Below are 23,019 nucleotides of genomic sequence, written 5' to 3' on the forward strand. Positions count from 1 at the left end.
ACTGTCCTAACCATACAACGCAACCCAGACCAACGCAAAGCGGGCACGCGCGGTCCGCCCGTGCGGTTCGCGCACCGCGCAATCGCAATAAAAATCGCAATGAAAAAGCCCATGCCAAAAAGCATGGGCTTGATCAAAGTTACGCTGCGAAAAATAAATAACGCGTGCGAAGACGCCCGTCTGAGGCCGAAGGCGTACAAAGGTACGTCGAGCGCCGGAGAAAGGGCGTATGCGCACGCGTTATTTATTTTTCTACTTTTCTTCGTGGTAGGACTTGTCAGTGTTGACCGACCACACGTTGTCTTTCGACGTTTCGCCGCTCTTGATGTCCTTGACGGCTTCGATGGCGGTGGCCATGGAGTGGTCCATGTTGTTGTAACGGTGCTGTCCGTTACGGCCAACGCAGTACAGGTTGCCGAAGGAGTCGAGGTAGTCGACGAGTTCGGGCATGCGGTCGTAGGTGTCGAAGTAGGCCGGGTAAGCCTTCTTGACGCGTTCGCGGTGGGAGTCGAGCACGTCCTGCGGGCCGTTGATGACCTGCATGCGGGTGAGCTCCTGGATGGCGAACTTGGTGGCTTCCTCGTCGGTCATGTTCCAGAAGGAGTCGCCTTCCTCGCAGAAGTATTCGAGGCCGATCCACACGGTGTTGTCGACATCCTTGACCAGGTACGGGCTCCAGTTGTTGAAGATCTGCAGACGGCCGACCTTGTAGCCCGGATCCTGCACGTAAATCCAGCAATCCGGCACGATCGGCGGGTTGCCGAGGGTCGGAATGTCGGTGGTGTTGGTCAGGCGCAGGTGCTTGACGAGCAGGCCGACGGTGACGAAATCGCGGTACGGCAGGCCGTTGGCGATTTCGGTCATATCCTTCGGAGCCGGCTGGTCGGAGGCGTCCACGGCGTTGACAAGGTCCTTGACCGGCATGGAAGAAATGAAGTCGTCCGCGGCCATTTCGGTGCGGTTGCCTTCGGAATCCTCGTACACGACGGATGCGATCTTGCCGTCCTTCTGGCGAATTTCCACCACATTGGCGTCGGTGATGACCTTCACGCCGGCGGCTTCGCAGTTGGATTCGACGGTTTCCCACAGCTGGCCCGGGCCGAGCTTCGGATACCAGAATTCCTCGATGAGGGAGGTTTCGACTTCGGAGTTGTCGCGCTTCTTCGGCAGGAGCTTCTGGAAGGCGTTCTTCAGCACGCCCATGATGCTCAGGCCCTTGACGCGCTGTGCGCCCCAGTCGGCGGAGATTTCGGACGGGTGACGGCCCCACAGCTTCTCGGTGTAGCCCTCGAAGAACATGGAGTAGAGCTTACGGCCGAAACGGTTGATGTAGAAGTTCTCCAGGTTGGTTTCCGGCAGCTTGTGCACCATGGACTTCAGGTAGCTGAAGCCGGCGACCATGGTGAGCTTGAAGCCCATGGCCTTCAGGGTGTTGGCGCTCAGGGAAATCGGGTAGTCGAGGAAGTGGCGGTTCCAGTAGATGCGGGACACGCGGTGGCGCTTGAGCATCACCTTGTCTTCGATTTCCGGATCCGGGCCGCCCGGCTCCATATCATGCTCGCGGTGGAGCTTCTTGTCATCATAGCTGGGTGCGCCCTGCAGCGGCAGAACGTCCTTCCACCAGTCCATGATGCGGTCGTCCTTCGAGAAGAAGCGGTGGCCGCCGATATCCATACGATTGCCGTCATGCTTGACGGTGCGGGAGATGCCGCCGAATTCGCGGGTGGCTTCCAGCACGGTCACGTCGTACTGTTCGGAGCCACCGTCCTTGACGAGCTCCCAAGCGGCAGTCAGGCCGGCAGGGCCGCCACCGATGATGACCACGGATTGCTTTTGCGTCACTTTGAAGTCTCCTTACAAACAAAATCGAAGATATTCTACCCGAAGGTAGGGAAACGCACAGCGCACCTGTGCGCATGCACACAAAATCACCGCCAAGTCCGACAGCAATCGCCCTGATAGAAGGAAAACCAGCCGTACGGCTTCCGCCGAAGACTGGTTTTCCGTAGGTCTGCTACATGCTGTCGGGAATGTCGATGTCGGTTTTCTGCACTTCCTCGACGTTCACGTCCTTGAACGTGACGATGCGCACGTTCTTGACGAAACGGCTGGAACGGTAGACGTCCCACACCCACGCGTCGGTCAGCCGCACGTCGAAGTAGACGTCCTGGCCGGCGGAACGCACGTTGAAATCGACCTTGTTGGCCAGATAGAAGCGGCGCTCGGTCTCCACAACGTAGGTGAACAGTTTGATGACGTCGCGGTATTCCTTGTATAGGGACAGCTCGGCGTCGGTTTCGTAGTTGTCGAGGTCCTCGGCGCTCATCGTCTGCCTTCCGTGTCGCGCTTGCGGCCACGTCCAAGCGTGCGCCACCAAGCATCCTTCGAGGTTTTGCGCTCATCCGAGCTGTACGGCCAGTTGTTGTCGGCATCGCCGGCCTTCTGGTCCGTCTTCGCCGTTCCGGATGCTTCGTTCGGCTGCGATTCCTGCGATGGCGCGGCAGACGTCTCGTCGGCGGAGGTCTGCGCCGTGTCTCCACTCTGGCCTGCCGCTGCGGCATCGTCCGCATCGCCCTTATGTACGGAGTTGAGTTGGATGGCGATCGAGTGTTCGCGGGCGCTCAACGCCTCCTTGACGCCCGGATTGTCTTCGATCACGTGCATGCCGAACGCGTCGAGCGAGCGGATCGGGTCGAATTCGTCGACGAGCGTGTCCATGACGATGAGGTCCTGGTAACGGTTCTCCGACGCGTTCCACAGGGCATCGCGCGAACGGCCGGACGGCACGAAGCCGAGCGACTGGTAGACGGATACGGAACGCGTGTTCTGTTCCGGCACGGCCACCCAAATGCGGTGCATGCCGAGGCCCGCCGGTTCCGGCGCGAAGCCGTACGTCATCACGCGGGGCATGATGTCTCGCGAGTAGCCGCGGCCGCGGTAGTCCTTGCCGAGCACCACTTGGATGCGGGCGGAACGTGCCCAGCCGTCGATGTCGATGAGGAAGATCATGCCGATCACGTTGTCGGAAGAGGCCGCGTCAAGCTCGCCGTCGCCGTCATGGTCGGCTTCGGTGACGATGGACCATGCGATGGTACGACGAGATTCCGGATCCCCCACGCCGGATTCGTTCGATTTTTCGCCATTGGACCATGCCACGGAACGACGCACCCACGCGTTCACAGCGCCACGTTCGGCCACGCGGTCCTTGCCGGTGATGCCGGATGCGCCGACGTACGCCTCAATGACCTCCATGCGTGCGATGTCGTCGATGGTGGCGGGGCGCAAGTGCACCATCTCGCCCTTGATGGGCGGAATGACGATGCGTTCCGGCAGCTCCCTCGCCCGCTGGTCCGTCGTCTGTTCCTTCGCTGTGGTTTCAGCGTACTCTGACATGATTATCGTTCCCTATGTTTCTCGGCGCGGTCCCTCGCCGCACCCATACCGACGGTATTGTACCCGACTGAACGCCAGCTGGGAGTTTTGTTAGGCAAAATCCCTGTGAAACCTCCCCAGCCGACGCGTGAATCGTATGAAAAGGCATGTAAAAGCAGATAAAAAGCAACAAAATGCAGAAAGGCGTGCGTTTTTACGATTCCTCTCATCGCAAAAACGCACGCCTTTCGATGCCATCAATCAGGCAACGTTCGGCAATCGCCGGAATGTCACTTGATCTTGCCCATCACGATCTTGGTGACGGCCTTCGCGTCGGCCTGGCCGCGGGTGGCGCGCATGACAGCGCCGATAATCGCGCCCATCGGCTTCATGTTGCCGCTCTTGAGCTTCTCGACGATGTCCGGGTTGGCCGCGAGTGCCTCGTCGACGGCCTTTTCGAGCGCGCCGTCGTCGGAAACGACCTGGAAGCCGTGCTTCTTGACGACCTCGTCCGGAGTGCCTTCGCCGGCGAGCACGCCTGCGACGGTCTGCTTGGCGAGCTTGTCGTTGAGCTTGCCGTCGGCGATGAGCTTCTCGACCTCGGCGACGTCGGCCGGGGTGATCGGCAGCTCTTCAAGGCTCACGCCCTTGTTGTTGGCTTCGCGGGACAGCTCGCCCAGCCACCACTTCTTGGCGCCCGAGGCGGAAGCGCCGGCCTTGACGGTGTCCTCGAGCAGGTCCAGAGCGTCGGCGTTGAGCACGTCGCGCATCTCCAGATCGTTGAAGCCCCACTCGCCCTTCAGGCGGTTGCGGCGCTCACGAGGCATTTCCGGCATCTGGGCCTTCATCTCCTCGATGTGCTCCTTGGTGATGTGCAGCATCACCAGATCCGGATCCGGGAAGTAGCGGTAGTCGTCGGCGTCGGACTTCACGCGGCCGCCGGCGGTGGTCTGCGAGGCCTCGTCCCAGTGACGGGTCTCCTGCAGAATCTCGCCGCCTTCGGAAAGGATGGCGGCCTGGCGGCGGATCTCGTACTGGATAGTCTTCTCGATGCCACGGAACGAGTTCACGTTCTTGGTTTCGGAACGGGTGCCGAACGGATCGGACGGGCTGTTGCGCAGCGACACGTTCACGTCGGCGCGCATGTTGCCCTGCTCCATGCGGGCATGGGAGATGTTCAGCGCACGCACGATGTCGCGGATGGCGCGCATGTAGGCGCCTGCGATTTCGGGGGCGCGGTCTCCTGCGCCTTCGATCGGCTTGGTCACGATTTCGATCAGCGGCACGCCGGCGCGGTTGTAGTCGACCAGCGAGTGGTCGGCGCCTTCGATACGGCCGTCAGCGCCACCGACGTGGGTGTTCTTGCCGGCGTCGTCTTCGATGTGGGCGCGCTCGATCGGCACACGGAAGATGGTGCCGTCCTCAAGCTCCACGTCGAGGTAGCCGTTGCCGTTGGTCGGCTTGTCATACTGCGAGATCTGGTAATCGCGCGGCATGTCCGGGTAGAAGTAGTTCTTACGGGCGAACTGGCTCCATTCGGCGATTTCGCAGTGCAGGGCGAGACCCAGCTTGATCGCGTAATCGACGGCGGTCTTGTTGACCACCGGCAGGGAGCCCGGCAGGCCGAGGCTCACCGGGGTGAGCTGGGTGTTCGGCTCGCCGCCGAAGTGGACTTCGGCCGGGCAGAACAGCTTCGTGGTGGTGGACAGCTCCACGTGGGTTTCCAGACCGATGACCGGGTCGAACTTCTTGACGGCATCGGCGTACTTCATCAACTTTTCAGCCATTTTGTTTTCTTTCCTCCGATGCTTCCTACTTGTCCAGTCCGTCGAGCCACGGGGTCTTCAGGGACTGCCAGATCGGGCCGTTCCAGCTTTCCTCGAGGGCCGCTTCGAGAGCGGCGGCGGGCTTGTACATGACCTCGTCGCGCTGCTGCGGGGCGAGGAACTGGAAGCCGACCGGCAGGCCGTCGTCGCTCAGGCCGGCCGGGATGCTCATGGCCGGCACGCCGGCGAGGTTGGCCGGAATGGTGGTGATGTCGATGGCGTACATGGCCATCGGGTCCTCGGTCTTCTCGCCGAACTTGAAGGCGGTGACCGGGCTGGTCGGGCCGACGAGCACGTCGACCTTTTCGAAGGCCTTCTTGAAGTCGTCGATGATCAGGGTGCGGACTTTCTGCGCGGAGCCGTACCAGGCATCGTAGTAGCCGGCGGACAGCGCGTAGGTGCCGAGGATGATACGGCGCTTGACTTCGTCGCCGAAGCCGGCCTCACGGGTGTAGGCCATCATGTTGGCGGCGGTCTGCGGAACGCCTGCCGGCGGCATGACGCGCAGGCCGTAGCGCATGCCATCGTAACGGGCCAGGTTGGAGCTGACCTCGGACGGCATGATGATGTAGTAGGCGCCGAGGGAGTACGGCAGGTGCGGCAGGGACACTTCGATGACCTCCGCGCCCATTTCCTCAAGCTTCTTGACGCCTTCGTTGAAGCGGGCCATGACGCCCGGCTGGAAGCCTTCGCCGCCGAGCTCCTTGATCAGGCCGACCTTGAGGCCCTTCAGATCGCGCTTCATGCCTTCACGGGCTGCGGCGACCATCGGACGCGGGCCTTCCGGAATGGAGGTGGAATCGCGCTTGTCGTGTCCGCCGATCACTTCCTGCAGCAGGGCCGAGTCGAGCACCGTACGGGAGCACGGGCCGATCTGGTCGAGCGAGGAGGCCATGGCGATCGCACCAAAACGGGAGACGCCGCCGTAGGTCGGCTTGACGCCGACGGTACCGGTCAGCGAGCCCGGCTGGCGGATGGAGCCGCCGGTGTCGGTACCCAGGGCGAGCGGAGCTTCGAATGCGGCCACTGCGGCTGCGGAACCGCCGCCGGAACCGCCCGGCACGCGCTCGGTATCCCACGGATTGTGGGTGGTCTGGTAGGCGGAGTGCTCGGTGGAGGAGCCTTGCGCGAATTCATCGAGGTTGGTCTTGCCCAACAGCGGCATGCCCGCGGCCTTGAGCTTCTCGATGACGGTGGCGTCGTACGGCGGCACCCAGCCTTCGAGGATCTTGGATGCGGCGGTGGTTTCGATGCCCTTGGTGACGATCATGTCCTTGATGGCGATTGGCACGCCGGCGAGTTCCGGCATCTGCGCCTTGTCCTCATCGGACTTGGCGTCGAAGGCGTCGGCCTGTTCGAGGGCCTGGTCGGCGGAGACCTTCAGGAAGGCCTTGACGCTCGGTTCGGCGGATTCGATGACCGCAAGGTGGGCTTCGACCAGCTCACGGCTGGAAACTTCCTTGGCCTTGATCTTGGCCGCCATCTCGGCGGCGGAAAGCTTGACGAGTTCGGTGGTGCTCATATCACTCCTGTCCCAGAATGCGCGGTGCGACGAACATGCCGGCCTCGGAGACCGGGGCGCCTGCGGTGGCTTCGGCCTGGGTCAGCGGGGTCTCGGGTACGTCCGGACGCAGGTAGGCTTCCAGCGGGACCGGGTTCGCGGTCGGTTCCACGTCGTCGGTGGCGACTTCCTGGACCTTGTTGATGGATTCGGCGATGACGTTCAGATCGCCCTGCAGACGGGTGATTTCCTCGTCCGTGAGTGCGATTCGGGCCAGATCGCCCAAATGCACGATTTCTTCTTTGGTGAAAGTAGGCATGACCCTAACAGTAACGCGTCTGCGTGACGAGCGTGTGCCCTATTTCGTGCCCCGTTCGCAACCCGGCCGCGACTGGCCGCCATCCGTTCGACGGCCGTTCCGTCGCCTGGTCGGCGAGCACGCATCCGCTATTGCGGCAAAGCGACGCTTAACGGCTTTTCTTGCCGCGTGCCGATGGCGCGATCAGGCTTGCGGCGCGGCGTGCTGGGCGATCCAGGCGTGCATGGAGACCGCGGCGGCGGCGCCGGCGTTGATGGAACGGACCGAGCCGAATTGGGAGATGTAGACCACGTCATCGGCCAGTTCGAGCGCTTTTTCGGACAGGCCCGGGCCTTCCGCGCCGAAAAGCATGAGGCAGCGTTTGGGGAAATGGTAGGTTTCCATGGGCACCGCGCCGGGAATGATGTCGAGCGCGATGACGCGGGCGGCTTGCAGTTCTGCTATTTTCGCGTCCAAAGCTTCCAGTTGGGCCATGGTTTCGCTTGTGTTCGGGGCAGTGCCGGAAGTGCCGTCCGTCGCGGCTGCGGAGCCACGCATATGGAAGGCGATGGCGGCGGCTTGCGATTGGGCGGCGGCGATTTCGCCGGCGACGCGCAGTTTCCAACATTCGACAAGTTCCGTTATGGATGGATGGTTTTCGACGTGCTGGTACAGCTCCGTCATGAGCGCGCCCTTGCGATTCCATTTGTGCGGGCCGACAATGTGCACGCGGCGCGCTTGGAACGCGTTGGCGGTGCGCACCATGGAGCCGATGTTGAAATCGTGGGTCCAGTTCTCCACGGCGACTTCGAAATCGTGGCGCCCGCGGGAGTCCAGGTCGGCTTTGATGGCCGCGACCGTCCAGTAGCGGTAGCGGTCGAGCACGTTGCGGCGGTCGCCTTCGTCGAGCAGGGTGGAGTCGAAGCGGATGTCGTAATTGGGGGATGACGCATCGTCCGGGCGTGGTTCGCCTGGATGGGTTTGCGACCACGGTCCTACGCCGACCTCGCGGAACGTCGGTTCGCCGGATGCCTGTGCGGCAACATCGATGGGATTGGGATCGTGCACGTTCTCCCCTTCATAGGAACAGCAATACAAATATGTCAAAGGCCCGCGCATCCGTATGCATCATCATGCTTGTCATCGCACATTCGACGACGTCAACGGCAGATATGTTTGCGGTCGGTCGGCGGGAAACTCGGTGTTCAGTGGAGTTCGGATTCCTTGAACACTTCGACGAACGGCAGTTCGGATTCCTCCGAAGTGACCGGGTTGATGACCTTGATGGTCGGGTCGACCATGTCGACACCGCCGATCAGCGAGGCAACGGCCAGCACTTTGGCGCCTTCGTTCTCCACCACGGAGAAGTCGAGGCTCAGCTCGTTGCCGTTGCGCAGGGTGACCAGCGATGAGGTCTGCACATACGATTTTTCAGACAGCCAGGAGTCGATCAGCACCACGCGTTTGCCGGCAATCGACGGACCCTTGATGGACGGATAGACGAAGTCCATGACGAAACCGTCCAAATCCTCACCACGGGAGGCGGCGGCCTGGATCATGGCGGAGACCAGCGGCACGGCCGCGGCGGTCAATGCGCCGACCGCGTCGAAATCGTCGACGGAATAGCCGGCTTCCTCCAACGTGTCGAGCAGGATATGGCCGACGATGGAGGCTCCACGATGGTCGAACAGCACGGAGGAGAGTTCCGAGAACGGCTTGTCCTTCATTTCGGCCTGCAGCAGCGTCTTGAGCTGGTCGCGAGGTTCGAGCATGGCGAAATCGACGGTGGATTCCGTCGAAGCGGAAACAGACTGGCCCGCAGCGGAATCATGCGTCGGAACCGGTGTCGTCTTGCGGAAAGTGTTCTCTTCGGTCATGGTTCCAGCCTATCCTTTCGGCTCGTCATTCACCGCGCGGTATGGGTGATTTATGAGCGATTAGCATGGTCATTCGGCGTTGGTCTCGGGAGCGGACAACTCGCGGATATCCCCTTTTTCGGGCGCGATCATGTCGACGGTGCCGATGACCTTGCTCTGGTCGACGCGTTGCAGTTTGCGCACGGTGACCAGCACGCGCGATTCGAGCGACGCGGCGAACGAGTTGTATGCGCCGACCGTTTTGGTGATGGCGGAACCCAGTTTGGTGGCCCGCTCCCCCAATACTGCAAACCGTTCGTACAGCTCTCGGGACAGGTCGAACAGCATTTTCGCGTCATCGGTCAGGCTTTGCTGCTGCCATGCGTATGCCACGGATTTGAGCACCGCCCATAGGGTGATCGGCGAGGTCAGCGCGACTTTCTGCGCGAATGCGTCGTCCATCAGTGTCGGGTCGGTTTCCAATGCGGCCTGCAGCAACGATTCGTTGGGGATGAACGCGATCACGAAATCCGGAGCATCGCCGAACGCGTTCCAATAGGCTTTGTCTCCCAGGGTCTTCACATGGTCTCGTACCGCTTTGGCATGGGAATGCAGCAGCTCGTTCTTGCGGGCCAGTTCCTCCGGTGAGGCGGTGTCTGGAATCTCGCATGCGCGCTGGTAGTCGGCGTATGGCGCTTTCGCGTCGATCGGAATGGTTTTGCCGCCCGGCATGTGGATGATCATATCCGGCCGTTGCGTATGTCCATCGGCGTCGGTGACCACAACCTGGGTGTCGAAATCGACATGTTCCAACAGACCCGCCGATTCCACGATGTTGCGCAGCTGCGCCTCGCCCCACGCGCCACGCACCTTGTTGTTGCGCAATGCCGATGATAGGGCGCTCGTCTCGCGATCCAATCGCGCCTGCTGTTCGCCAAGACCTTTGAGCTGTTCGCCGAGCGCTCCCATCTCATGCTTGCGGCCCTCTTCGATTTGCGCGACCTTCGTCTGCAGGGCGTCGAGGTTCTTCTGCACCGGAGCCAGTGCGGAGAGCACCTTGCTTTGCTCCTGCAGTTTCCGTTCGCTTTCGGCTTGACGACGGTTCGCTTCTTCGGCGGCACGCTGCCGTTCACGTTCCACGCGCATTTCCTCGGCACGCTGGGCCTGAGCCAATTGCGATTTGAGATACGTCAGCTGTTGGCTGAATCCTTCCGCCTGCGTACGGTATTGCACAACAGCCGCGTTGAGATCGCTGATGTCCTGTTTGTCCGCCTCGATCTGCGCCTTCGCCTCGTTCAGGTCGGATTCCTTCGCGCCACGGGCCATATCCTGCCCTTTGGCACGGCCCGCGAAGAAGCCCGCAGCCGCTCCGAGCGCGGCCACGATCACCAGCAATATCACTACAAACACAGGATTATCGAACATACGTTCGATGGTATCACGTCGTCAGGAACACATCAATCCACGCATCCACATTCATTCGCAAGACCGACCGCATGCCACACAACCGTGCACTATGCTGAAATCAGCCGAACGCGAAATGCATCAGCCCAACACGAAGGGACATTATGGGATTCGATCTGTTTTTGGCGGCCGTGTCGATTGTGGCCGCATCCATCGCCACCTGGGCGTTGTTGCGGCTGTTTCCAAGCTCGGACGCACGCCAGGCGATTCCGCTGCGGACGGACGGCGGATTTGCCGACCCATCCCACACGACCGACGGTGGAGTGACGATAGACGGCAAAGTGACGGCAGACGGCGAATCGACATCTGACATCGACGGACAACCCACCGACCACCTCGGCAAGCGCCTCGTCATCGCGCTTATCCTGACCATTCCAACGTTCGTCATCACATTACTGGCGCTGGCCAAAATCGCCATGCCGGGCTGGCTGACGAATCCGTGGCCGCACGCCATCGTCATCACGCCGGTCATGTTCTATTGCGCGGCGCCGATTCACCACCGCGGCCTGCCCGCATTGCAGCGGCGACATCCGAACGGCGATTCGCTGGTTTCGCTTGGCATGGCGATTGTTTACGCGTACAGCCTGCTGCTGTGCGTGGTGTCGTGGATTTTCCCGGCCGGCTCGCGCGATCCGTATTTCGCGTTCGTCGGCGTGGTCGCGACGCTTTCGCTGGCTGGCACGCTTGTCCGGCGACACGCGACGACCGCGCAGCAGACGGCAGAAACAGAAAAGGCGCAATCGGCACAGTCAACAGAATCAACAGAATCGGCGCGATCTCAAGCGAAATCCCCTGAGCCAACGCAAGAAAAAAGCGCGGAAGAATTGCTCTTCCGCGCTGTGGTAGGTCATGCGATCCGCGCACGTGTGCTGCAGATCACCACGTCGGTGACGATGGTGGTCGCGGTGTGGACGTGCGCGTTGTGGCTGGCGTTCGGCGTGCAACCGAAGCTGGCGATCGCCATACTGCTCGGTTCGACCGTGCTGTCGGTCGCAGGCCTGGTATTGCAGGCTTACGACCGACAGGTAACCAATCGATAATCGTCACTCAGCTGGGTTCGGGACGTCGGCGGAATCGTCCGTCTTCTCCTCGCCCATATCCTCCAGCTGGTCCGCGGCCCACGCGGACAGCTCCAGGTGGTCGCCGCCGGTCTGGTCCACCAGCACGGTGTCGCCGTCGTGCACTTCGCCGGCCAGCAGCATGCGGGCAAGCTGGTCGCCGACTTCGGTCTGCACCAGGCGACGCAGCGGACGTGCACCGTACGCCGGATCGTAACCGGTGTTGGCAAGCCATTCGCGCGCCGAATCGGTCACGTCGAGCGTGATGCGGCGGTCGGTCAGACGTGCGGACACCTGCGCGACCTGAATGTCCACGATGCCGCCGAGCTCCTCGCGGGTCAGCGGATGGAACATGACCAGTTCGTCCAGACGGTTGATGAATTCCGGCTTGAACTGCATGTGCACGGCGTCCATCACGGCCTTCTTCTTGGCGTCCGCGTCCATGTCGGGATTGACGAGGAACTGCGAGCCCAGGTTGGAGGTCATGATCAGAATCGTGTTCTTGAAGTCCACGGTCCTGCCCTGGCCGTCGGTCAGGCGACCGTCGTCAAGCACCTGCAGCAGCACGTCGAAGACTTCCGGATTGGCCTTTTCCACCTCGTCGAACAGCACCACCGAATACGGACGGCGACGCACGGCTTCGGTAAGCTGGCCACCCTCTTCGTAGCCGATGTAGCCTGGCGCGGCGCCGATCAGGCGGGACACGGAGGCCTTCTCCATGTATTCGCTCATGTCGATGCGCACCATGGCCTTCTCGTCATCGAATAGGAAGTCGGCGAGCGCCTTGGCCAGTTCGGTCTTGCCCACGCCGGTGGGGCCGAGGAACAGGAACGATCCGGTCGGACGGTTCGGGTCGGAGATGCCGGCACGCGAGCGACGCACGGCGTCGGAAACCGCTTGGATGGCTTCCTTCTGGCCGATCACGCGCTTGCCGAGGTACTCCTCCATGTGCAGGAGCTTCTCGTTTTCGCCCTGCATAAGACGGCCCACGGGGATGCCGGTCCAGTCGGAGACGATTTCGGCGATGGAGTCGGCGTCGACGCGGTCGGGGACCATCGGCACGTCGGCGTTGGCATTGTCGACTCCGCCCGATTCCGCCTCGTTCTTCTCGGCTTGGGCGATTTCCTTCTGGATGGCCGGGATTTCGCCGTAGTTGATGGCTGACGATTTCGCCAGGTCGCCTTCGCGCTCGTACTTTTCGGCTTGCGTACGCAGCTCGTCGAGCTTCTTGCGCAGGTCGCCGATACGGTTGTGGCCGTTCTTTTCGGCGTCCCAACGCGCTTTCAGCCCGTTGAGCTTTTCGCTTTTGTCGGCGATTTCCTGGTTCAAATCGGCGAGACGGTCCTTGGCGCTGTCGTCCAGTTCCGCTTCGGCCTTTTCCGCGGCCTTGTCGTTCTTCGGATTGCCCAGCAGGTACGACTTCTCCATCTTGAGACGGTCCACCTGGCGGCGCAGTTCGTCGATTTCCTCAGGCGAGGAGTCGAGTTCCATGCGCAGGTGCGCTGCGGCCTCGTCCACCAGATCGATGGCCTTGTCCGGCAGCTGGCGTCCGGAAATGTAGCGGTTCGACAGGGTTGCCGCCGCGACCAGCGCGTCGTCGCCGATGGTCACCTTGTGGTGGGCCTCATACTTCGGCGCGATGCCGCGCAGGATGGCGACGGTGTCCTCCACGCTCGGCTCGCCGACGAACACCTGCTGGAAACGACGTTCGAGCGCCGGATCCTTTTCGATGTTCTCACGGTATTCGTCCAGTGTGGTGGCGCCGATCAGGCGCAGTTCGCCACGGGCCAGCATGGGCTTGAGCATATTGCCCGCGTCCATGGAGCCTTCGGCCGCGCCCGCGCCGACGATGGTGTGGATCTCGTCGATGAAGGTGATGATCTGCCCGTCGGCCTTCTTGATCTCCTCAAGCACGCTCTTCAGACGTTCCTCGAATTCGCCACGGTACTTGGAACCAGCCACCATGGAGCCCAGGTCAAGCGAGATAAGCTTCTTGTTCTGCAGGGTGGTCGGCACGTCGCCGGCGACGATGCGCTGCGCCAGGCCTTCGACGACGGCGGTTTTGCCGACGCCAGGCTCGCCGATCAGCACAGGATTGTTCTTGGTACGGCGGGACAGGATCTGGATGACGCGGCGGATTTCCTGGTCACGGCCGATCACCGGGTCGAGCTTGCCTTCCTTCGCGGCGGCCGTCAAATCGGTGGAGTACTTCTCCAAAGCTTTATACGAGCCTTCCGCGTCGGCGCTGGTCACCTTGCGGTCGCTGCCGCGCGCGGCGGTCAGGGCGTTACGCAGCTTATCCGCGGTAAGACCGTTCTTTTCCAAGATGTCCGCGCTTTGATTAGGTTTCGCGGCCGCGATTGCGACCAGCATGAGGTCGACGGTGACGTACTCGTCTCCCCTCCGTTGCATTTCTTTTTCGGCTTGCGATAGCACCGCCGACAGCTGCCTGCTGACGTCCGGCTGCGTTGTGGTCGATCCGCTGGCGCTCGGCAGCGATTGCATCGCCTGATGCACTTCGGCGCTCACGTTTTGCGCGTTGCCGCCTGCCGCTTCGATGAGCGCGCGGGCCATGCTGTTTTCCTGACGCAGCATCGCGTCCAGCAGGTGCAGGGTGTCTACCTGCGGATTGCCCAGCGCCGCCGCGTTCTGAACGGCGTCCGAAAGCGCTTCCTGCGCCATCTGCGTGAACTTCTGTTCCATATCATCCTCCATGGTTCGCGCCCGGCCGCCCGGCCTTCGCTACCGGGCCGGCGTTCGGACGCATATGTCGTTGTCTGATATGCTCAACCGACTTCATCGCCATTATATTCCCAAAACTTGAGTCCCACACACTCAACTTTTTGCGTTTCTCAAAACCGTCTTTCGACACAGGACGGCAGTCACCGACAATCACCAGCGCTCACCGGCAATCGCAATACATACGAAAAAGGCGGGCAGCAACGTAACGAAATCACGAAACGTTGCAAACCCGCCTAATCCAAAGTCCGCCAGCAAGCCGAAAATCAGCCGCGCACCACCACGTTGCGCAGATCGCCGATGCCCTCGACGTGCACGATCGCCTCGTCACCCGGATCCAGATGACCCGACGCGTTCGGCGTACCCGTCATAATCACATCGCCCGGCAGCAGCGTGGTGAAACTCGTAATCGCCGCGATCTGCTCAGGAATGCCGTGAATCAGATTCGCCGTGGTACCCGACGCCATCGGCACATCCTCACCGTTGAGCGTGAAGGAAATCTTCGCATCCTTCCAATCCACATCGTCACGCGTCACAATCCACGGACCCAACGGGCACGCCGTATCAAAACCCTTCGCACGCGTCCACGTCGGATCAAGACCCTGCAGATCACGCAACGTCACATCATTCACGCACGTGAAACCCAGCACATAATCCATGGCCTGCTCCACCGGCACATTCTTGGCGATACGACCCATCACCACAGCCAACTCCGGCTCGAAATTCATATCGTTCGAACACGGCGGAATCACAATCGGATCATCGGGGCCGATCACGGACGTGCTCGGCTTGGTGAAGATCACCATATCCTCCGGCGCATGCTTGATATCGGAATGACCGGCCTCATGCATGAACTGCGCATGCGCCTCATAATTCTTCGCCAAACCGTACACCTTCGACGGAATCACCGGAGCCAGCAGACGAATGCCGTCACCATCCACCGGATAGCGCTCGCCGGTCGGCTCGACGGCCTTGCCGGACAGCGGATAGCCATTCAAGGCCACGAGATAGTCCTTGCCGTCGTTCTTGTCGGTCTGAACGAAGGCGTACTGCGGTACATCATTATGCGTAAAACGTGCGATTCTCATACCCGCAAGTCTACCCGCTCGCCACGCCCGCCGTTCTCGACATGCGTCGCTTTGCGGACGATGCCGATTGCTCGCATTTTTTACGATTTTTGCGATTATTTGCGATGCAGTTCCGCCCGCAACGCCGCCACCTCGCGTTCCAGCTCGTCGATGCGGCGCACCTGCTGGGCGATGAGCAGGTCGCGCACGTCACCTCCCGACAGAATCGGGACTTCGGCTGCGTTGCGCGGCGCGGGCAGCGTCGCATTGCTTTGCGTTTCCGTCGTTTGCGTTGGCTGCACCGGCTGCGATACCGCAGATCGAGCAACCTCCGCAGATTCCGCCGACGGCGCCACATCCGCCGACGCCGATGGCACCACTCCACCATTCCCATCGACTGATACCAGCCGGTCCGTGCCCATACGGCAGGCAATCTTGCGCCAGCGCGCGAAACAACGTTCGATGCGCTTATAGCCGATCAGCGATGGGTCGAGTCCGGCTTCGCGGAACAGTTCGACCGGCGATTCGCCCGCATGGTACCGGCGCATGCAGTTGTGTTTGAACGATTCCGTGTAGGTGATGCGTCGCGACGTCGCTTCGGCCACCACCGGCAGCGAGCGCAGATATTCGACTTCTTCCGGACTGAACGCTCCCCCACCGTTGCACATGATGTTCCCTTTCGGCTTGGCGTGCGGCGGCTCCCTTCCACCGCACGGCAGTCGAATGGCCTCCGTCATGCCATTCCCCTGTTCGGCTTGCGATTCGGTTTGCGATGCGCGCTTGCGATACGTGTTTGCGATGCAAGGCAGCAATCCGATCCGTTGTTCGCTTCGTGTTCCATCATACCGGTACGAATGGCGTTTTTCCAACCATTTCAGGCGGTACTAAACCCTAAATCACCCGTATTCGTCACAACAAAAGCGGGTGAACCGTTGATCGCTCAACGACTCACCCGCCCGAACAAGCCCCGTTGCCTGTCTGCTGGCCCGCTCAGACCGCCATCGGCATATCGGATTCGCGGAAGCGCAGCACGAGCGCCAGTCCGGCTCCGGCACGGCGACGTTACGCGCGGCACGCATCACGGTTTTGCGATTGAAGGTGAAGCGATCGCGCATGATGTGTTCGTCGGCGTCGGCGTCGACATCGTCTTTGGCAGCATCATTCTTGTCGTTATCGTTGCCGTTTTGAGCCGACGCGGCATCCTTGTCGGCGTCATTCTTACCGTTCTTGTCGGCATCGTCGGCATCTTCAGCAGTGTTGCCATCGTTGTCAGCATCGTCCGCATCGCCGGTTTTGCCGTCATCGGCTGTCGCGCCCGCATCGCGATTCGCCACAGCATCCGTGCGATTTTCGCCGGCACGGTCGTTTCGATCGCCGTCTTGAGTCGGTGCAGCACCATTTGCAGGTACGTCAGCGTTCTCAGCCGTCGGCTGCCTAACCGCCTGCCGTTCCTGCTCCTTCTGCTCATTCGGCTGTTCCGTCTTATCGCACGGCTGCCGCTGTTCCGGCATCGTCTCCGACGGTTGTTCCGGTTGCGATTGCGACTGCAGTTGCGATTGCGCTTGTTCGTTCGATGGCTGCTGCGATTCGCCGTCGTCCGTAAGGCATTGTGCGTCGTCATCGTCCGTTGCGGACTGTCCGGCAACATCTTGCCCGGCAATGTCGGCAACGTCCGATCCGACTGCGTTTTCAGCATCGGATTGTTGTGTCGATTCCGGCTGGCTCGCTGCGGATTCGGCGGCCACGTTGCCGCCATCCGTCACCGTTTCGTCGGCGAACGCGGTCGCGCCGGCTCCCGTGGTGCCGGCCAGCATCGCAATCGTGACAAGCAATGCGGTGAATTTTCCCATCCGCGCGCCACACCGGCTTATGAAACCGGCAAGCGGGTCCTTCATCCACTTCATGACATGTCCATCTCTCATGGCGCTGCGGCGAATTGCCTATGCGCCTCCATGCCTTGAACCTTATGGATGAACGTTTTGAAACCCGTCCCCTCCATTGATGGGTTCGGGGAACGTACGGACCCGCGAAAATCGCGGCCTTCCCCCTTATCCTTTACGCGGCCAGGCGGAAGCGTGCCGCATGATTCGGTGTCGGGGCCGCATCGACCGCACGACCATGCAGCACAACAGCATGCCGCCCATCGTGCAAACGATGGTCATGGCGAGCGCGCCCAGTTCGGTCGCACGTTCGTCGCGCACGTCGGCCGGATCTGGCGCGGGCAGCGGTATTGCGACGCGATGCCCGGAGACTAGCAGCCGATGCGTGTTGATGCCGTATGGCGTGCAGGTCATCAACGTCAGCCGGTCTTCGCCGGGCACGATTTTCAACCGTGAGACGTCGTCCGGTTCGATCACGCTGATTCGGTCCACTTCGTATCCCAGCGTCTCGTCCATCACTTTGATGTACATGAAATCGCCGTCGTGCAGTTCGTCGAGCCGTGTGAACATCAACGATTTGACCAGGCCGCGATGCCCGGTGACCACCGTATGCGAGCCAGTGCCGCCGACCGGCAGGCTGGTGCCGTACAGATGCCCGGCACCGACGGCGAGCACCGGTTCGGACGTACCATGCCGAATCGGCAGTTCCACGCCGATTTTGGGCACCAATACCGTGCCCATGATGCCTGCGCCGGAATCCAGCAGGCCCTGATAGTTCGCGTCCGTGTCCGCAGCGGAAAGCCCGGAACCGCCGGAAGGCGCCGAATCGTCGGCGACATCAGCATCTCCGGCAGTGCCAGCCGGTCTGGTAGTGAACGGATCGGCCGCCTCGCCCAATACCGGCTGTCCTTCCACGGCAAGCCGCCGATTGTATGCGCGCGCCCGTTCCAACTCCTCCATCGCCATCGGATACGGCCATCCGGCAACCGTGCGAGCCGCCGAATCGGATGTCTCGGCCAAGCGCCGCGCGGAATGCGCCTGCATGGCGAACGGCAACGACGCGACCACCACCGCGCCCACGATCAGCAGCACGGACACGCACCGCACCAATATGAAACGAATCCGCCGCAGCCTGCGCGCGCGAACCACATCGGCAATGTCAATCGCCTCGTAAAACGACGGCGTTCCAGCGAACGTTCCAGCAGACGTTCCAGCGAACGCAACAGTTCCGGCATGACCACTGTCGGCAGCTGCATCGGCATCAGATCCAACTCCGGCGCCATTGCCGATGCCATCGTTATCATCACCGGCATCATAGGAATCAGCCGAGGCGCCCGCCACGGCACCGAACAGCCGCATGGGCGAACGCAGCACCGCATGCGCATGCACGTAGGAATCCGTCCTGCGGGCGAGCAGACGGACGGGTTTACTCATCAATCGAGAGGCAGACCAAAACATGGGTTTCTCCTTCGAACACACCCATGTTCACACCCGCCATACGAATGCCCTTGCCCCCTATAGGAGGGCTTACCCCTAGAAAGACAACGGTTTCAGGCACGAAACCGGCAATTATGGCACCAAACCGCGCAGCACCCCACCTACCGGCGGAACACAGCTCAGACAAGCCGTTTTTCAGAGGAATGTAAGCCGGACGAATGTAAGCCAGACGAATGCAATCCAGGCGGACGAGCCCCGCAAATCCTTAAAAAAACAGAAAAAGTCAAAGAAAGCGCTCAGATGAACGCACGCTCACCGAAAATCGCAGTGCCGACGCGCACGATGGTGGAACCTTCGGCGATGGCCAGTTCCATGTCGCCGGTCATGCCCATCGACAGTTCCCGGCAACGGTCCGTGCCCGGTTCGCCGGATGCGAGGATGAGGTCGCGGGTCTTGCGCAGGTGCGAGAAACCGCGACGAATCACCGTTTCGTCGTGCACATGCGCGCCGATCGTCATCAGTCCCCGCAATTCGATGCCGTCCAACGTGCCGATTTTCTGTGCGATGCGGATGGCGTGCGCCGGATCGCAACCGGATTTCGATTCCTCGCCGGATTCGTTGACTTCCAGCAGCACGCCGACAGTAATACCGCGAGCCACGGCTCTACGTGAAATTTTTTCTGCCAAATCGATTGAATCGACCGATTCGATAGTGTCGACCACCGGCAGCACTTTGCCGATTTTATTGCTTTGCAGCTGGCCGATCAGGTGGAATGGAATATGCTCCGCCGCAGCGTCCGGCGCGACGCCTGCGACGCCCAGCGAAAACCCGCGTTCCGCGCATCGCCGTGCCAGCCCTTTGGCCTTCGCCGTCACTTCCTGCGGACGGTTCTCGCCGATCATGCGCACGCCGGCATCAATCGCAACCATGATTTCGCCGATGTCGCGCGTCTTCGTGGCGGCCAGCAGGCGCACGGAGCCGGCTTCGCGTCCGGCTTGTTCCTCAGCTGCCGCGATGCGGTCGAGCACACGATGCACGCCGTCCGTGATCTCACGTGCGCGCGCATCGTCGATCACCTCGTTGGCGAGGTTCTTGTGATCCATGTATGCAGTCATCGTCCACCTCTCGCAAGTTCATTCGACCGCCGGTCCGCGGCCGGCACCACCGTTTCCGGCATGTCGGCTGATATTTCGATACCAGTGTTACCAGAAAACCGCCGACAACGTATAAAGAAGCCCGCGCGATGACCTGAAGTGAAGCGATAAAGCGGTCATAAATTCGCGCGGGCTATAAAACCAGACGGCAGTAGAAGGGGGACTTCAAAGACTCCGTCTACGCATTTAATGTATCAGATAAATGCGCGCAAACCGCCGGAAAAAACCAATAAATCTGAAAACTTTTTTTCAGATTTTATCCCCCTTGCGCAGCCCCTCCACCAAACGCTCCAATTTATCGACGCGATCGCTCAACACCATCACCTGGCATACCAGCGATTGAATCTTGCCCAACGGCACTTCCGACATCGCATTGTGGCTGTCCACAGCCGTATCATGCGGTTCCGGCTCTTCGGCCGCCTTGCGCATGATGTCCTCGTCACGCTTCCAGCGTGCGATATTGCGTTCGATGCGCTTGTGCCCGATGACCGATGGGCTCAATCCCGCGGAAATGAAGATCGCAGTTGGCTTCTCCCCCTGCAGATACCGCCTCATGCAGTCGATTTGGAATTCCCTCGCATACGTGATTCTGCTGTCCGTCACCGCGTCGATCGACGGCAATGTACGCAGGTATTCGATTTCCGCTCTACTGAACTGTCGCTTCGTCATATTCACCCCTTGTAAATCCCCTTTTGACCGGCCATACCGATAACGCATAGACCGAATTGCCGAAATCACCACCCAGAATACCGGATGACGCACACCACCTTACGCACACCCCAAACGAAACGCGCGGCCCGTATCACCATGCGCTAAATATCCTTCTCACACTGTGAGATACCTCACAGCGACGGCACGTTTCCGGAGCACGCTGCAGCCTCGGCATGGCACGTCACCGCACGTCCAGCAACGCATTCCGCAATCGCGTCCCACGAAACCCGCCGTTCCGGCCGCCGATGCAGGTACAGTTGCAAGCATCGGCGCGACCGGTCTCCGCACCGGCAACACCGAACCGCCCGCCAACGACAGGAAGGAACCCCGTGCCAGGTCGTTTCGCACCCACCCCATCAGGCCGCATGCACATCGGCAACATCTATGCGATGCTCGGCGCATGGCTGTCCGCGCGTAGCCGCGGCGACGGCATGCTGCTGCGCATCGAAGACATCGACGAACCGCGCGTGGTGCCCGGCGCGGCCGAACTGATGATGGACGACCTGCATTGGCTTGGCTTGGATTGGGACGGCGATCCGGTGTTCCAATCCGCTCGGCACGACCTGTACCGTGAGGCGCTGCATTGCTTGGAAAACCTGACGATTGACGACGCATACGATTCGCCGTTTGACGAGCGCAACGACCACACCCCCGCAGTCGGCAGCGCAGCCAACAACGCAATCGCTGGCACAACCCCGCTGATTTACCCTTGCTTCTGCTCGCGCGCCGACATCCGCGCAGCCTCCGCACCGCAGGAAGGCGACCGTTTCATGGTGTATCCCGGCACGTGCCGCCGGCTTATCGCCAGCAATCCGGATACCGTCCGGCGGCGGCTGGCCAACGGCGACCGCCATTCGCTGCGCATCGCCATGCCCGCCGACACAAACCCGCACGCAACCGTCCAATTCGATGACGCAGTGTTCGGCCATCAGGAATTCAATCTGGCGCACGACGTCGGCGATACCATCGTGCGCCGCGCCGACGGCCTGTTCTCCTACCAGCTGGTGGTGGTCGTGGACGATCTTGACATGGGCGTCGACGACATCGTGCGCGGCCGCGACCTGCTCCGGTCGAACGCCTTGCAAATCGCCATTCGCCGAGCGCTTATCAAGGCGGGATTCCGCAAGGCGAAAACGCAGGCCTCTGCACCATCGCAGCACGCACCACAATCGCAATACACCCCATATAACCCCGAAAACCCACGGTATGCGCATCTGCCGCTTATCGACAACGCGGCCGGCCGCAGGCTCGCCAAACGCGAGCGCTCTTTGGATATGGGGGCGCTGCGCGCGCATGGCGTCACCGCGGAACAGGTTGTCGGCTATTGTGCGTGGCTGCTTGGTTTGCAGGGCGATTCCGCGCATACCAGTCCGCAGCCGATGAGCGCCGTCGAGGCGTTGCAGGAGTTCGATTGGGGTAAGGTACGGGCCGATACGGCCGACCGCAGTATCAGCCAAGACGATTTCGACGCGTATTTCGGCCTGTGACAACGGCTGGCCGGGTCTCGCCGAATTGCCGAGACGACCCGGTCAGTCCGGAAAACAGCAGAAAGCAGCAGAAAATAACGGGAAGCAGTCGACGTTCAGCCGATCCACAGCTCCGAGTCAAGCGGATATTCGTTGACCTTGCAGCCGTCCAAATGCATGGATTGCTCCTGCATCAGCGGCGCCAACTGGCCTTCGCCGGCGCAGGTCGTTTCGTTGTCGATGTGCCCCAGCCGGTGTCCGACCTCGTGGTTGATCACCATCGTGCGGTATCGCGCCAGGTTGCCGCCGGCGGCGAGCCATTGTTGCGTGCCACCGTTCCAACGGTCGTCGTTGACGATCACGTTGTTGTCGACCCTGCAGCTGTATTCCACCGAGCATGATGGCGAGAACGACGTCATTTCCGATGCTTGGGACAGCACGAGATTGAAATCGCAGTTGCCGTCCGTGGATTGGTCGAATATGGCTCCGGCGCGTGGCCATCCGTGTTCGTCGTTGAGGATGCGGAACGCCGCGTTGCCGAATTCGTCGGCCGAACCGACGTTTCCTTTGGTTGCGATGCAGTAATGGTATTGCGTCACCGGTTTGCCGCTGTTTTGCGCGGTTTCCTGCGCTTTGTTCAGAATCGCGGTTTTCTCGTCGTCGCCCAGTGCCGCCGATTGCGCGCTCACCGCTTTGGCGACGGCCTGCTCTTCCTGCGATTGTTTGGTTTCCGGTTTGGTTTTTTTGGCCGTCTTATGCTGATTGGTTTTGGCTGTTTTCTTGGCTGGCTTCTTGGCCGACGTCGAATGCGTGGCTTGTGCCGTCGTCTGCGTGTTCGGCGTCATGCGGACCAGCAGTGCGTGCACGCTGCAGGACGTCATCGATGCGATCAGCAGGAACAGCACGAGCACCAGCACGGCGGCCCTGCGGATGCGAAACGCCTCAAGCCGTTCCCGTTGGCCCATTGTGGCGTCGGCTTTCGGATCGAGCGCACGTATGATACGACGAATCCGCTTCAATCCAGCCTCCCGATATGGTGATGTTTCTCTCTTCGGCAACAGTACCAGTCTCAGTCAACATGCCGAAGCCGCCGACCGCCATGCATACCACCTATGCGTAAGGCCCGCGATTCCGGAGGGAATCACGGGCCTTACCAGCATGCCAGACGAATGCCGGCAATCGTCAAAGTA

Annotated in this window: 19 protein-coding genes; 2 read left to right on the plus strand and 17 right to left on the minus strand. The window is 61.1% G+C overall.

Features of this window, described 5'->3' with window-relative positions:
• Nucleotides 1–252: 252 nt before the first annotated feature.
• The 9 genes from KSX58_RS08100 to rmuC all read right to left on the minus strand — a co-directional run bounded on the left by KSX58_RS08100 (nucleotide 253) and on the right by rmuC (nucleotide 10,278).
• Nucleotides 253–1,842: an NAD(P)/FAD-dependent oxidoreductase gene (locus KSX58_RS08100; RefSeq protein ID WP_003810046.1), complete on the minus strand. Its 1,590-nt coding sequence runs from the start codon at nucleotides 1,840–1,842 to the stop codon at nucleotides 253–255.
• A 172-nt stretch (nucleotides 1,843–2,014) separates the two neighbouring features.
• The gene (locus KSX58_RS08105; protein WP_021913485.1) at nucleotides 2,015–2,326 is read right to left on the minus strand and encodes a DUF2469 domain-containing protein; all 312 of its coding nucleotides are present in this window, start codon (nucleotides 2,324–2,326) and stop codon (nucleotides 2,015–2,017) included.
• Nucleotides 2,323–3,393 carry a GNAT family N-acetyltransferase gene (locus KSX58_RS08110; protein ID WP_033499967.1) on the minus strand — a complete coding sequence of 357 codons (1,071 nt, stop codon included), beginning with the start codon at nucleotides 3,391–3,393 and terminating at the stop codon, nucleotides 2,323–2,325. The genes KSX58_RS08105 and KSX58_RS08110 overlap by 4 nt, the downstream gene beginning before the upstream one ends.
• A 269-nt stretch (nucleotides 3,394–3,662) precedes the next feature.
• Nucleotides 3,663–5,159 carry an Asp-tRNA(Asn)/Glu-tRNA(Gln) amidotransferase subunit GatB gene (gene gatB, locus KSX58_RS08115; RefSeq protein WP_011743745.1) on the minus strand — a complete coding sequence of 499 codons (1,497 nt, stop codon included), beginning with the start codon at nucleotides 5,157–5,159 and terminating at the stop codon, nucleotides 3,663–3,665.
• Between the two features lie 25 nt (nucleotides 5,160–5,184).
• Nucleotides 5,185–6,720, minus strand: a complete 1,536-nt coding sequence (gene gatA / locus KSX58_RS08120; RefSeq protein ID WP_003810060.1) for an Asp-tRNA(Asn)/Glu-tRNA(Gln) amidotransferase subunit GatA — start codon at nucleotides 6,718–6,720, stop codon at nucleotides 5,185–5,187.
• 1 nt (nucleotide 6,721) lies between these two features.
• On the minus strand, nucleotides 6,722–7,018 hold the full coding sequence (gene gatC / locus KSX58_RS08125; protein WP_011743747.1) for an Asp-tRNA(Asn)/Glu-tRNA(Gln) amidotransferase subunit GatC: 297 nt from the start codon (nucleotides 7,016–7,018) through the stop codon (nucleotides 6,722–6,724).
• Nucleotides 7,019–7,201: 183 nt separating this feature from the next.
• Nucleotides 7,202–8,065: a TrmH family RNA methyltransferase gene (locus tag KSX58_RS08130; protein ID WP_035011309.1), complete on the minus strand. Its 864-nt coding sequence runs from the start codon at nucleotides 8,063–8,065 to the stop codon at nucleotides 7,202–7,204.
• A 137-nt stretch (nucleotides 8,066–8,202) separates the two neighbouring features.
• Nucleotides 8,203–8,874, minus strand: coding sequence for an orotate phosphoribosyltransferase (locus tag KSX58_RS08135; protein ID WP_011743749.1), 672 nt, complete (start codon nucleotides 8,872–8,874; stop codon nucleotides 8,203–8,205).
• A 69-nt stretch (nucleotides 8,875–8,943) separates the two neighbouring features.
• Complete coding sequence (rmuC, locus tag KSX58_RS08140) at nucleotides 8,944–10,278, minus strand: DNA recombination protein RmuC (protein ID WP_217736132.1); 1,335 nt, start codon at nucleotides 10,276–10,278, stop codon at nucleotides 8,944–8,946.
• 143 nt (nucleotides 10,279–10,421) lie between these two features.
• Between rmuC and KSX58_RS08145 the strand changes: the two genes are divergently transcribed.
• A complete protein-coding gene (locus KSX58_RS08145) occupies nucleotides 10,422–11,357 on the plus strand; it encodes an ATPase P (protein WP_217736133.1) in 936 nt (311 codons plus the stop codon).
• A 3-nt stretch (nucleotides 11,358–11,360) separates the two neighbouring features.
• Here the strand turns inward: KSX58_RS08145 and clpB are convergent, their stop codons facing one another.
• The 7 genes from clpB to KSX58_RS08180 all read right to left on the minus strand — a co-directional run bounded on the left by clpB (nucleotide 11,361) and on the right by KSX58_RS08180 (nucleotide 20,321).
• Entirely contained in the window at nucleotides 11,361–14,078 is a 2,718-nt protein-coding gene (gene clpB, locus KSX58_RS08150) for an ATP-dependent chaperone ClpB (RefSeq protein ID WP_217736134.1), read from the minus strand.
• A gap of 302 nt (nucleotides 14,079–14,380) precedes the next feature.
• Nucleotides 14,381–15,202 carry a fumarylacetoacetate hydrolase family protein gene (locus tag KSX58_RS08155; RefSeq protein WP_195347653.1) on the minus strand — a complete coding sequence of 274 codons (822 nt, stop codon included), beginning with the start codon at nucleotides 15,200–15,202 and terminating at the stop codon, nucleotides 14,381–14,383.
• A 95-nt stretch (nucleotides 15,203–15,297) separates the two neighbouring features.
• The gene (locus KSX58_RS08160; RefSeq protein WP_033499997.1) at nucleotides 15,298–15,849 is read right to left on the minus strand and encodes a hypothetical protein; all 552 of its coding nucleotides are present in this window, start codon (nucleotides 15,847–15,849) and stop codon (nucleotides 15,298–15,300) included.
• A gap of 228 nt (nucleotides 15,850–16,077) precedes the next feature.
• Nucleotides 16,078–17,085, minus strand: coding sequence for a hypothetical protein (locus tag KSX58_RS08165; RefSeq protein ID WP_217752067.1), 1,008 nt, complete (start codon nucleotides 17,083–17,085; stop codon nucleotides 16,078–16,080).
• 144 nt (nucleotides 17,086–17,229) lie between these two features.
• Nucleotides 17,230–18,495, minus strand: coding sequence for a class C sortase (locus KSX58_RS08170; protein WP_254882498.1), 1,266 nt, complete (start codon nucleotides 18,493–18,495; stop codon nucleotides 17,230–17,232).
• Nucleotides 18,496–18,794: 299 nt separating this feature from the next.
• A complete protein-coding gene (locus KSX58_RS08175) occupies nucleotides 18,795–19,613 on the minus strand; it encodes a YggS family pyridoxal phosphate-dependent enzyme (RefSeq protein ID WP_217752069.1) in 819 nt (272 codons plus the stop codon).
• A gap of 288 nt (nucleotides 19,614–19,901) precedes the next feature.
• On the minus strand, nucleotides 19,902–20,321 hold the full coding sequence (locus KSX58_RS08180) for a hypothetical protein (RefSeq protein ID WP_011743759.1): 420 nt from the start codon (nucleotides 20,319–20,321) through the stop codon (nucleotides 19,902–19,904).
• A gap of 371 nt (nucleotides 20,322–20,692) precedes the next feature.
• On the opposite strand from KSX58_RS08180, the gene KSX58_RS08185 reads away from it, so the two are divergent.
• Nucleotides 20,693–21,850, plus strand: a complete 1,158-nt coding sequence (locus KSX58_RS08185; protein ID WP_041777424.1) for a glutamyl-Q tRNA(Asp) synthetase — start codon at nucleotides 20,693–20,695, stop codon at nucleotides 21,848–21,850.
• A 95-nt stretch (nucleotides 21,851–21,945) separates the two neighbouring features.
• Here the strand turns inward: KSX58_RS08185 and KSX58_RS08190 are convergent, their stop codons facing one another.
• Nucleotides 21,946–22,887 carry a DUF3152 domain-containing protein gene (locus tag KSX58_RS08190; protein WP_231837060.1) on the minus strand — a complete coding sequence of 314 codons (942 nt, stop codon included), beginning with the start codon at nucleotides 22,885–22,887 and terminating at the stop codon, nucleotides 21,946–21,948.
• Nucleotides 22,888–23,019: the final 132 nt, after the last annotated feature.

The sequence above is a fragment of the Bifidobacterium sp. MSK.17.10 genome (assembly GCF_019129655.1).
Classification (GTDB): Bacteria; Actinomycetota; Actinomycetes; order Actinomycetales; family Bifidobacteriaceae; genus Bifidobacterium; species Bifidobacterium adolescentis.

Bases quoted from the DNA above. Each gene is read 5' to 3' on its own strand.
- KSX58_RS08135 (WP_011743749.1), bottom strand. From the start codon at position 8,874: ATGACCGAAGAGAACACTTTCCGCAAGACGACACCGGTTCCGACGCAT.
- gatA (WP_003810060.1), bottom strand. From the start codon at position 6,720: ATGAGCACCACCGAACTCGTCAAGCTTTCCGCCGCCGAGATGGCGGCC.
- KSX58_RS08180 (WP_011743759.1), bottom strand. From the start codon at position 20,321: ATGACGAAGCGACAGTTCAGTAGAGCGGAAATCGAATACCTGCGTACA.
- gatB (WP_011743745.1), bottom strand. From the start codon at position 5,159: ATGGCTGAAAAGTTGATGAAGTACGCCGATGCCGTCAAGAAGTTCGAC.
- clpB (WP_217736134.1), bottom strand. From the start codon at position 14,078: ATGGAACAGAAGTTCACGCAGATGGCGCAGGAAGCGCTTTCGGACGCC.
- rmuC (WP_217736132.1), bottom strand. From the start codon at position 10,278: ATGTTCGATAATCCTGTGTTTGTAGTGATATTGCTGGTGATCGTGGCC.
- KSX58_RS08165 (WP_217752067.1), bottom strand. From the start codon at position 17,085: ATGAAGTGGATGAAGGACCCGCTTGCCGGTTTCATAAGCCGGTGTGGC.
- KSX58_RS08145 (WP_217736133.1), top strand. From the start codon at position 10,422: ATGGGATTCGATCTGTTTTTGGCGGCCGTGTCGATTGTGGCCGCATCC.
- KSX58_RS08160 (WP_033499997.1), bottom strand. From the start codon at position 15,849: ATGTGCAACGGTGGGGGAGCGTTCAGTCCGGAAGAAGTCGAATATCTG.
- KSX58_RS08175 (WP_217752069.1), bottom strand. From the start codon at position 19,613: ATGACTGCATACATGGATCACAAGAACCTCGCCAACGAGGTGATCGAC.
- gatC (WP_011743747.1), bottom strand. From the start codon at position 7,018: ATGCCTACTTTCACCAAAGAAGAAATCGTGCATTTGGGCGATCTGGCC.
- KSX58_RS08105 (WP_021913485.1), bottom strand. From the start codon at position 2,326: ATGAGCGCCGAGGACCTCGACAACTACGAAACCGACGCCGAGCTGTCC.
- KSX58_RS08170 (WP_254882498.1), bottom strand. From the start codon at position 18,495: ATGAGTAAACCCGTCCGTCTGCTCGCCCGCAGGACGGATTCCTACGTG.
- KSX58_RS08110 (WP_033499967.1), bottom strand. From the start codon at position 3,393: ATGTCAGAGTACGCTGAAACCACAGCGAAGGAACAGACGACGGACCAG.
- KSX58_RS08155 (WP_195347653.1), bottom strand. From the start codon at position 15,202: ATGAGAATCGCACGTTTTACGCATAATGATGTACCGCAGTACGCCTTC.